This window comes from Aeromonas sp. S9(2024) (assembly GCF_041403185.1).
Classification (GTDB): Bacteria; Pseudomonadota; Gammaproteobacteria; order Enterobacterales; family Aeromonadaceae; genus Aeromonas; species Aeromonas enteropelogenes.
Genome location: NZ_JBGLRE010000004.1, coordinates 301582 through 312102, shown reverse-complemented (window position 1 = coordinate 312102; position 10521 = coordinate 301582). Strand labels below are relative to the sequence as shown.

Below are 10521 nucleotides of genomic sequence, written 5' to 3'. Positions count from 1 at the left end.
AGCCTGCGGGAAGCGAAGCGGGATATCAGTTACTACCTGATGGATTACTACAACTGGCGGCGCCCACATCAACACAATGACGGGATAGCGCCAGCAGAAGCCGAAAAGCGGTTTAACTATGTGTCCGGATTTAGTTGACCACTACAGTGGTGTCAATGTGCGGGCCGTGGGGAAGGGTGAACGCCTTCCTATATAAGGAGGGGCGATGAGCATCAAGTCTACGCCCGAGGGGTACTTGGTCGATATCCGTCCGCAGGGGAGGGAGGGCAAGCGGATCCGCAAGCGCTTCAAGACCAAGTCCGAAGCCCAGCAGTTCGAGCGCTGGGTGATCGCCACCGAGCACAACAAAGAGTGGGTGGATCGCCTGGCTGACTACCGGCCGCTATCCGAGTTGATCGAACTCTGGTGGCGCTACCACGGCCAAACCGCTGAAAGCGGGGGAGGCGGTGCGCAAGAAACTCCACAATATAGATGCAGCTCTGCGCCACCCGTTGGCGAGGCTAGTGACCCGTGCACTGTTCTCCGAGTATCGGGCACAGGCAGCACGCTGGTCGTCAGCCCAAGACGGTGAACCGCGAGCAATAAATGCTGGGCGGGGTATTCTCGGTGCTCATTGATCTTGGCCACTACCACCATGAGCATCCGCTCAAAGAGATGAAGAAGGTCAAGCTGGTCGAGCGGTCGATGGGCTACCTGACCCAGGACGAGATCGGCGACGTGCTGGCTGCGCTATCGGGGTATAACCTGAAGGTGGTCAAACTCTGCCTGGCCACGGGGGCGCGTTGGAGTGAGGCGGCCCATCTGCGCCGTGAGGATGTGCTGGCCAGCCGGGTGACCTACATCAACACCAAGAACGGCAAGAATCGCACAGTGCCGATCTCGGCCGAACTGTGCCAAGAGATAACGAACGGGGGTGAACCGGGACCCGCTGTTCCGTGACCTCGACTATCTGCTGGTGCGCGACGTGATCAAGGCGGTGGCGCCGGATCTGCCAGCAGGGCAGACGGTGCATGTGTTTCGGCACACCTTTGCATCACACTTCATGATGTCCGGGGGCAATATCCTGGCACTGCAGAAGATACTCGGGCATCACAACATCCAGCAGACGATGACCTATGCCCACTTCGCACCGGACTACCTGAGCGATGCTGTGCGCTTCAACCCGCTGGAAAATCCGCTGCCTGCCCCATGACAAAGTGTCCACAAAATGCCCCAAACAGGGTCGTCCGGGGTGACCAAACGTCACCCCCAGTAGTAGCTAATTCATTGATTTTAATCTAAGTGATTGTTTTTGTTAGAGAAGTGGAAGCGACTCAGGCCTCCTTTTTTGTTGCCCCATTTCTGCTAGCCAGAGGAATGGGAAGTCCAGAAGAGGCGATGTTAAGCCTGCATTCTCTACTATTTATATGCCAACAAACTGATGTTCAAACAAACTATTTAAAGAGGGTAGGGGATAAAGTGAGACTCGCTTGATATAACAAAATGATTTATAGGGAGAAAAGGGGACCTTAAGTATGGTCAGCGAAGGGGCTTTTTTTGTATTATTCCCCTCTTGACCTTATTTAGCCTAAAGGCTCCTGTACCGGGAGTGGTGACGAGGAAGACATGCAACAGCTTGAAGAAGTAGTCGGCCAAGCCAGGGCCGAAATTGAGGGCGTAAGCGACATCGCCGCCCTTGACGAAATCCGGGTCAAATATCTGGGTAAAAAGGGCTTTTTTACCGAGCAGATGAAGGGCCTGGGCGCCTTGTCCGCCGAAGAGCGTCCCGCCGCGGGCGCCGTGATCAACCAGGCCAAACAGCAAGTGCAGGATGCCCTGAACGGGCGTCGTGAAGCCCTCGAAGTTGCCGTGCTGAACCAGAAGCTGGCCGCCGAGACCATCGACATCAGCCTGCCGGGCCGCCGCATCGAGAATGGTGGTCTGCACCCGGTGACCCGCACCATCGAGCGCATTGAGCGCCTGTTTGGCGAGATGGGCTTCAAGGTTGCCCGTGGTCCCGAGATTGAAGATGGCTTCCACAACTTCGATGCGCTGAACATCCCGGCGCACCATCCGGCGCGTACCGATCACGATACCTTCTACTTCAATCCTGATCTGATGCTGCGCACCCACACCTCGGGCGTGCAGATCCGCACCATGGAACATCAGCAGCCGCCGATCCGCATCATAGCGCCGGGCCGCGTCTATCGTAACGACTACGACATGACCCACACCCCGATGTTTCATCAGGTCGAAGGCCTGCTGGTTGACGAGCATGCCAGCTTCACCGAGCTCAAGGGCATTCTGCACGACTTCCTGCGCAACTACTTCGAGGAAGACTTGACCATTCGCTTCCGTCCTTCCTATTTCCCGTTCACCGAGCCGAGCGCCGAAGTGGACGTGATGGGCAAAAACGGCAAGTGGTTGGAAGTGCTGGGTTGCGGCATGGTGCACCCGAACGTGCTGCGTTCGGTCGGCATCGATCCGGAAAAATACTCCGGCTTTGCCTTCGGCATGGGCGTTGAGCGCCTGACCATGCTGCGCTACGGGGTCAACGACCTGCGTGCCTTCTTCGAAAACGACCTGCGCTTCCTCAAGCAGTTCAAGTAAGGGCGAGAGAACATGAAATTCAGTAAATCCTGGGTGATGGAGTGGGTCCGCACCGAGTTGAGTGACAACGCACTGGCCGAACAGATCACCATGGCCGGTCTGGAAGTGGACGCCGTGGAAGCGGTGGCCGGCCAGTTTAATAACGTCGTGGTTGGTGAAGTGGTCGAGTGTGCCCAGCATCCGGACGCCGACAAGCTGCGAGTGACCAAGGTCAATGTAGGTGAAGAAGAGCTGCTGGACATCGTCTGCGGCGCGCCGAACTGCCGCCTGGGTCTGAAAGTGTGCGTGGCCAAGGTAGGGGCAACCCTGCCGGGTGATTTCACCATCAAGAAAGCCAAGCTGCGTGGCCAGCCGTCCCACGGCATGCTCTGCTCCTTCAGCGAGCTGGGTATCGACGTTGAGGCCGACGGTATCATCGAGCTGCCGAGCGATGCCCCCATCGGTACCGATATCCGTGAGTACCTGAACCTCAACGACGTCGCCATCGACGTGGATCTCACCCCGAACCGTGCCGACTGCCTCGGTATCGCGGGTCTGGCCCGTGAAATCGGCGTACTCAACAGTGTGGATGTGGTCGAGCCGAGCTGGACGCCGGCTGCCGCCACCATTGACGCCACTTTCCCGATCCGGGTTGAGGCGCCTGCCGACTGCCCGCGTTATCTGGGCCGCGTCATCAAGGGGCTGAACCTGCACGCCCAGAGCCCGCTCTGGATGCAGGAGAAGCTGCGCCGTGGCGGCATCCGCTCCATCGACGCCATCGTCGACATCACCAACTACTTGCTGCTGGAATATGGCCAGCCGATGCACGCCTTCGATCTGGCCAAGTTGGAAGGGGAATTGGTGGTGCGCCGCGCCAAGGCTGACGAGCCCATGACCCTGCTCGATGGCAACGAGGTGAAGCTCAAAGAGACCACGCTCGTTATCGCAGACGCCCAGGGCCCTGCCTGCATGGCCGGCATCTTCGGCGGTGATCGCACCGGTGTGTCCGAGACCACCACCGACATCCTGCTGGAGTGCGCCTTCTTCGCGCCGCTCTCCATCACCGGCCGTGCCCGTGCCTACGGTTTGCATACCGACTCTTCCCACCGCTTCGAGCGCGGGGTGGATCCCGAGCTGCAAGCCAAGGTGATGGACCGTGCCACCCGCCTGCTGCTGGATATCTGCGGCGGCGAAGCGGGCCCAGTCATCGAGGTCAAATCCGATGCCCATCTGCCCAAGGCTGCCCCCATCAAGCTGCGTCGTGCCAAGCTCGACAAGGTGATCGGCATCAGCGTGGCGGATGCGCAGGTGGTCGAGATCCTGACTCGCCTCGGCATGCAGGTGACCGTGGAGGTGGACGGCTGGACCGCACTGGCTCCCTCCTGGCGTTTCGATATCGCCATCGAGGAAGATCTCATCGAGGAAGTGGCCCGCATCTACGGCTACAACAACATCCCCAACCTCAAACCGGCGGCCTCTCTGGCGATGGTGGAGCAGGCGGAAGGGCAGGTGACCCTCAAGCGGGTGCGCGACTTGCTGGTCGCCCGTGGCTTCCAGGAAGCGATCACCTACAGCTTCGTGGATCCCAAGACCCAGCAGACCCTGTTCCCGCAAAGCGATGCCATCGTGCTGCCGAATCCCATCTCGGTCGAGATGTCCGCCATGCGCGTCTCCCTGTTCCCGGGTCTGGTGGAAGCAGTCGTTTACAACCAGAACCGCCAGCAGCCGCGTGTGCGCCTGTTCGAGCAGGGCCTGCGTTTCATCAAGGATGAACGCGCCGAGAACGGCATCCGTCAGGAGCCCATGCTGGCCGGTATCATCACCGGCAACCAGAGCGACGAACACTGGGACATCAAGAGCCGTGGGGCAGACTTCTTTGATCTGAAAGGGGATCTGGAAGCGGTACTGGATCTGACTGCCGAAGGTGCCACCTTCACCTTCGAGCGTACCGAACACAGTGCGCTGCACCCGGGCCAGAGCGCGGCCATCCTGCGCAGCGGTGAGGTCATCGGCCATATCGGCGTGATCCACCCGAGCCTCGAGAAGAAGCTGGGTCTCAAGAGCCGCGTTGTCATGTTCGAGCTGGAGCTGGACAAGCTGACCCCGGCCAAGGTGCCGGTTGCAGCCGAAGTTTCCAAGTTCCCGGCCAACCGCCGTGACATTGCCGTGGTGGTTGACCGTCAGGTTCTGGCAGGCGATGTACTGGCAGTAATTAAAAAAGTTGGCGGAAATCAGGTAGTTGGAATAAACTTGTTTGACGTATACCAGGGCGCTGGTATGGCTGAGGACAAGAAGAGCCTGGCCATCAGCCTAGTGCTGCAAGATACCCAGCGCACCCTGGAGGAGAAAGAGATTGCCGAGACCGTGGACAATGTCGTGCGGGCCCTTGGTGAAGAGTTGAATGCATCCTTGAGGGATTGATCTATGGCGCTTACCAAAGCCGACATCGCAGAGCACCTGTTCACCCAGCTCGGGATGAGCAAGCGTGAAGCCAAAGACATGGTGGAAGCCTTCTTTGAGGAAATCCGACAAGCGCTTGAGCGTGGTGAACAAGTCAAGATTTCAGGCTTCGGTAATTTTGACCTTCGTGAGAAGAATCAGCGTCCCGGACGTAATCCCAAGACTGGCGAAGATATTCCCATCAGCGCCCGTCGTGTGGTGACCTTCCGGCCTGGCCAGAAACTCAAGGCCAGGGTAGAAAATGTTGAACCCAACGAGTAACAAAGAGCCAGGCTGACGCCTGGCTTTTTTCTTTCCCTATGATCCGAACCTCCATGTTGTTGCTGACGGCGCTGGTTGCAACGCCGCTGTCAGCCACCATACTGCCGCTGGCGCCATCCACCCAGGCTTATGCCAACTCTCTCAAACAACTGACATTCTGTTACCCGGCCACGCTGCCGCCACCCTATCTGCTGGCACAAGGTGGGTTGCTCAAGGATCAGATCACCCGTCTGGCCAAACAGCTACCGGTGCCGCTTCTGTTTCAGGAGCTGCCCGACTGGCAAACGGTGCGCGGCGCCTTGCTGGAGGGGCAGTGCGACATGGTTCCCCATATCGGGGCGGCGACGAGCAATCTGCCCAATACCTGGCTCAGTCGTCCCATGATGGAGACGGACTCTGCCGTGCTCTACCGGGGGGCGCTCCAGCAGGCTACTTTTCTGGCTTACGCAGGTTCCGATGCCGTATCGGTATTGCATGACATCTTTCCGGCGGCGGCGATCAGAACCCTGGCACCGGGGGAGTCCTTGTATGAGGCGATGAAGAGTGGCCAGGGCAATGCCTACTTTGGCGATTACCTGCAGCTGCGTTATCTGATGAAGGAGTTTCCGGTGGAGGGGTTGCGACTGCGCCGTCTGCTCGGGGATGACAGGGTAATAAGCTACCGTCTGATGATGCGAGAGGAGCCCGAGCTTGTTCGCCTCATCGACACCGCCATTCGCTACATGCCTGCCGGCAGTCTCTATACGGATCTTGATCACTACCTCGATCAGAGCGCGCTCTCCTTCAACCAACCCCGTTTCAGCGATATCGAACAGGCCTGGCTGGCCGGCAGCCGCCGTACCGTGCGGTTGGTGGTCAACCCGGAGCTGATGCCCTACAGCGGCTTGGATGAACAGGGCAACCCGAAAGGGTGGAGCGCCGACGTGCTGCGCTGGATCACCCAGGAGACGGGCCTGAAGTACCAGGTGGTGCCTGCGCTTAGCAAGGCTGATGCCATCGAGAAATTGCGCAGCGGCGAGGCAGACATAATGACGGGTTTGCCGGAGTCTCCGATCCTGGCGGATGAGTTCACCTTCAGTCGGATGATCTCCATCAACCGCTTTGCGCTGATCAGCAAGGGGACCCTGGCAGCTACTCATATTTCGGCTCTCAAGCGGCAGCGGATCCTGGTGCCCGAATCGCTCTATGATCCCTCTTTGCTAACACTGCTGGGGGAGCAGGAGTGGATCCGCATCGGCACCCTGGAACAGGGGCTTGATGCGCTGCGACGGGGAGAGGCGGATGCCATGCTGAGCGAACTCTATCAGTTGCAATATCCGCAACGAACCCAGTTGCTGGAAGGGTTCGAGATCAAGGAGATGGAGGACAGGTTTGGCATCGGGTTTGCCATTCGCCAAGACGAGGTCGAGCTGGCCAGCGTGCTGGATCGCAGCCTGATGACCCTGACCCGCAACCGGATAAATGAGCTTAATCAACGCTGGCGCCGCTTGGTTGTCGTGCAGCAACCCGGGGTGAGCTATCTCGCCTGGTTCGGCTCCGTCGGTTTGGCACTGTTGATCAGCGCCATCGTCATCGGCGTGATCTGGCGATCCCGCCAGCAACTGGCGCGGGAAGTGGCCCAGCGCCAGGTAGCCGAGCGGGCCCTGGCCATCGAAAGCGAATTGCGTGACACCCTGTTCCAGACGCTGCCGCTGCCGGTGTTTATGCGTGACAGCCAGGGCAGGGTCATCAAGTCGAACAAGCTTGGGCGGCGCCTGGCCACTCGATATGGCGATCAGCTGGCGTTGCCTCCGGTACAAGCCCACAAGGAGGAGGGGGAGTTGATACTGGGAGATCAGGTGTTCGCCTTCGTGCAGCATCCACTGCCGCGGGACAAGCAGACTCCGGTGACCGATCTTATCGCCCTCTCTGATATCAGCGCGCTGCAGGAGCGGGCGCGTATCCTGCGCCAGGCGGAGCGGCGGCTGCGGGCGTTGACCAATACGGTGCCCGGCGTGGTGCTGCAGTTTTTGTTCGAAGATGGAAGGGTCCAGGGAATAGAGTTCATCAGCCGGGGCTGTTACGGGTTGCTTGGGTTAGCCAGCCAGCAGATCCGGCGCGATCCCGGCCAGGTCTTTGCCCTGCTGGCCCGTCACGAGCTGCGCCAGTTGCGCGATACCATGCAGGAGCGGCTGCATGCGGGCAAACCCTTCGTTTATACCCTGCGCTATCGTCATCCGCAGCATCAGGAGCGCTGGTTGCAGCTCGATGGCCGTGGCCGTCGCCAGGGACAGGGGTGGCGCGTCTATGCGGTGATGCAGGATGTGACCGCGCGCATCGAGCAGGAGCGGGCATTGCAACGTTCCCACGAGCAGGCGCAGCAGGCCGTGCTGGCCAAGGGGCGCTTCCTGGCCGCAGTCAGCCATGAGATCCGCACCCCCATGAACGCCATCCTCGGCCTGCTGGAGTGGCTTGCCAGCACGCCGCTCACTCAGGAACAGAGTTCGGCGCTGGGGCGAGTGCGACAGGCGGGGGACGAGCTGTTGGGGCTGCTCAACGACGTGCTCGATTTCAGCCGCAACGAGAGCAGCAAACTCTCTCTCTCACCCCAGCCGACCGACTTCATCGAGTTGTGTGAACAGGTGGCTGCGGTGCACTGGAACAAGGCGCGCGACAAGCGCCTGCAACTGCGCCTGGTGCTGGATCCGGCTCTGCCCGCCTTGCAAACCCTGGACCCTCACCGGATCCGCCAAATCCTGCATAACCTGCTCTCGAATGCCATCAAATTTAGCCAGCGGGGGGAGGTGGTGCTCTGGGCCACCCGGGCGGGTAACATGCTCCGCTTCGGGGTGGATGACGAGGGCCCCGGCATTACCGCCGAGATGCGTCCTACCCTCTTCATGCCTTTCGAGCAATTTGTCGTGGCAGGGCAGCTGCGGGCGCCCGGCACCGGGCTCGGGCTTGCCATCTGCAAGCAGCTGGTCGAGCAGATGGGGGGCCTGATCGATGTGGTGGCCAGAGAGGGAGGCGGCAGCCGCTTCTTCTGCGAGTTGCCCCTCGATGTGATCCGGCAGACTCCCCACTGGCAACCCGAGGTACGGCAGCTGGCGCTGGTGATGCCGTCGGATGAAGCTGAGTCTCTCATCCCCTGGCTGGCGCGACTTGGCGTCAACGTGATCCCGGATGCCGCCGATGTGCTGGAGGCCAGAGAGGACGAGCGCGGTTTGTGGCATTGGCAGTGGGCTGGGGAGTCCTGGGTGCCAGGCACCCTGATCAGCCTGTTGCAGCCGCAATGGGTGCCCGATGAACCGGTGGCCGACCTCCAGCCTGGGTTGAATATCAGGGTGCTGCTGGTTGAAGATCATGACGTCAACCGGGAGCTGATCACCCTTCAGCTAAGACAACTGGGTGCCAGGGTGGTGGGAGCGGCCAACGGTCAGCTGGCGCTGCAGATCCTCGCAGAGCAGGAGGTCGATCTGGTACTGACCGATCTGCAGATGCCGGTGATGAACGGGGCCGAACTGTGCCGGGCGTTGCGTCATTCCCCCCAATGGCGCCATCTGCCTGCCTATATCATCACCGCCGATCTGAGCGAGCAGGCAGCCCTTGAGTTGCAGTCCTGCGGTTGTGATGGGCATCTCGACAAACCCGTGGCTCTGCGGGAGCTGGCAACCCTGTTGCAGCAGCTGGGAGGCGGGCAGAAGTCAGAGAAGACAAACGCGCAGTGGGAGATGGCCCCCTCTCCCATGCTGACCGATGAGCTGATAGCGCTTTATCTGGAAACAACCCGGGGGGATCTCGCCGAATTGGCGCTGCACCTGGCCAACAAGGACACGTCCGGGGTGGAAGCCACTTTACACAAGGTCAAGGGGGCCGCCAGAATGGTGGGAGCTACCCCCATAGTCGCGGTGATTGAAGAGTGGCAGCGTGCTCGCCACTCTTTCCTCCAGGCCAGGTTGTCCCGGGCACTGGACGAGGTCAGTCGCCATTTCACCAAGAGAGCTCAAGATGATCATCACAGATGAAGAATTACTGGCGTTGCTCAACTCGGAAGAGCCCGGCTTGGCCAGCTTTAGACCCATCACCTTATATACCCTGGATCGTGCCTCCTATGAGCACGTAAAAGGATGCGCACTGCCCGACTATGTCGCACTGCACCGTACCCAGCCCGATGCCTGCTGGCAGTGGGAGGGGCTCTTCACGGCCGGTGCCATCGCCATCTATGATCCCGCCTCTCATCGGCAAACCGGCGATCTTGCCCAGCTGCAAGGCCATGTGGGGATCTATGCCATTGACGAAGAGTGGCAGGCCGGGCTTGCCGACAGTTATCGCCGTTGGGGCGACTGGCTGGCGGCGCAGCGGATCCTGCTGCTCGAAGATCACCCGTTTCAGGGCAAGCAGCTGCAACAGACCATTGCCGAACTGGGGATCCCCTGCCAATGGGTACAGGATGAGCAGGCCTGTCTGACGGCCCTTGCCGACGGGGAGATCCGCATGTTGATCTGCGATCTCAGCCTGGTGGAGCAGGATGCCATCAGCGTCCTGATGGGGCAGCCCCAGCTGCGTGAGGCTGGGTTGCCGATCGTGCTGCTGTCCGCCCATGAGCAGACCCTGCTCAACGGGGCGCGCCGCTTGTTGCACGATGCCGGCTTCAACGTCATGGCCGCTCTTGCCAAGCCCCTCGATACCGATGAACTGCTCAGATTGTTGCGCGCGCTCTATCTTGGTCCGTTGCGCCAGCGCCGCTTGAGCGGTCATCGTCGCACCATTCGTACCTGGCGGGGGGAGGTGCTGGGGCAACTCAGCCCGCGTTCCCATCCTTCCACCACCTCGCCGGTCTGGTTGACGGTGAGCGGCCTGCCGACCCGATGGGAGAGCCTGAGGGAGTGGCTGGGCGAACAGGCTCGCCAGCCTGCGGAGTTGACGCTGCTGATCCATCGCCGGGATCACCTGCTCACCAACGCCGAGCGCTTCGCACTGGTGCTGCAGGCCAGTCTGGCTGGCTGCAAGCTGGCCCTGGTGCTCGACAACAGCCAGCACCTTCCCTTTGATCTGCTGGAACGCCTGCCCCTTGAGGCCTTGCTGGTCGGGCAGGGGATGCTGCCCGAGCTGGAGTCCTTGAGTCCGGACTCCCTGCAGGGGCGTTTCATGGCGCGGGTGCGCGAGCTTGGTATCGCCATCTATCTTGACGACCCCTACAACCTGCTCGATATCGAGCCGTGGCGTGATCGCGGCATGGCCGGACGCTGGTAG

Annotated in this window: 8 protein-coding genes and 1 pseudogene; all 9 read left to right on the top strand. The window is 60.5% G+C overall.

All coding sequences use genetic code 11. The features are described 5' to 3' along the window. A pseudogene (locus tag ACB028_RS09740) lies at window positions 1-138 on the top strand (IS3 family transposase); the annotation flags it as partial. A 67-nt stretch (window positions 139-205) separates the two neighbouring features. Continuing rightward, window positions 206-571: a hypothetical protein gene (locus ACB028_RS09735; RefSeq protein WP_371144163.1), complete on the top strand. Its 366-nt coding sequence runs from the start codon at window positions 206-208 to the stop codon at window positions 569-571. A gap of 14 nt (window positions 572-585) precedes the next feature. Beyond that, window positions 586-939: a tyrosine-type recombinase/integrase gene (locus tag ACB028_RS09730; RefSeq protein WP_371144162.1), complete on the top strand. Its 354-nt coding sequence runs from the start codon at window positions 586-588 to the stop codon at window positions 937-939. Beyond that, complete coding sequence (locus ACB028_RS09725; RefSeq protein WP_371144161.1) at window positions 914-1192, top strand: tyrosine-type recombinase/integrase; 279 nt, start codon at window positions 914-916, stop codon at window positions 1190-1192. Before ACB028_RS09730 ends, ACB028_RS09725 begins: the two co-directional genes overlap by 26 nt. Window positions 1193-1605: 413 nt before the next feature. Continuing rightward, window positions 1606-2589, top strand: coding sequence for a phenylalanine--tRNA ligase subunit alpha (pheS, locus tag ACB028_RS09720; RefSeq protein ID WP_017764544.1), 984 nt, complete (start codon window positions 1606-1608; stop codon window positions 2587-2589). Between the two features lie 12 nt (window positions 2590-2601). Then, a complete protein-coding gene (pheT, locus tag ACB028_RS09715) occupies window positions 2602-4989 on the top strand; it encodes a phenylalanine--tRNA ligase subunit beta (RefSeq protein ID WP_371144160.1) in 2388 nt (795 codons plus the stop codon). A gap of 3 nt (window positions 4990-4992) precedes the next feature. Then, complete coding sequence (ihfA, locus tag ACB028_RS09710) at window positions 4993-5289, top strand: integration host factor subunit alpha (RefSeq protein ID WP_005300715.1); 297 nt, start codon at window positions 4993-4995, stop codon at window positions 5287-5289. Window positions 5290-5342: 53 nt separating this feature from the next. After that, on the top strand, window positions 5343-9293 hold the full coding sequence (locus ACB028_RS09705; RefSeq protein ID WP_371144159.1) for an ATP-binding protein: 3951 nt from the start codon (window positions 5343-5345) through the stop codon (window positions 9291-9293). Further along, window positions 9277-10521 (top strand): response regulator, encoded by a 1245-nt coding sequence (locus ACB028_RS09700; RefSeq protein WP_371144158.1) that lies wholly within the window; start codon window positions 9277-9279, stop codon window positions 10519-10521. Before ACB028_RS09705 ends, ACB028_RS09700 begins: the two co-directional genes overlap by 17 nt.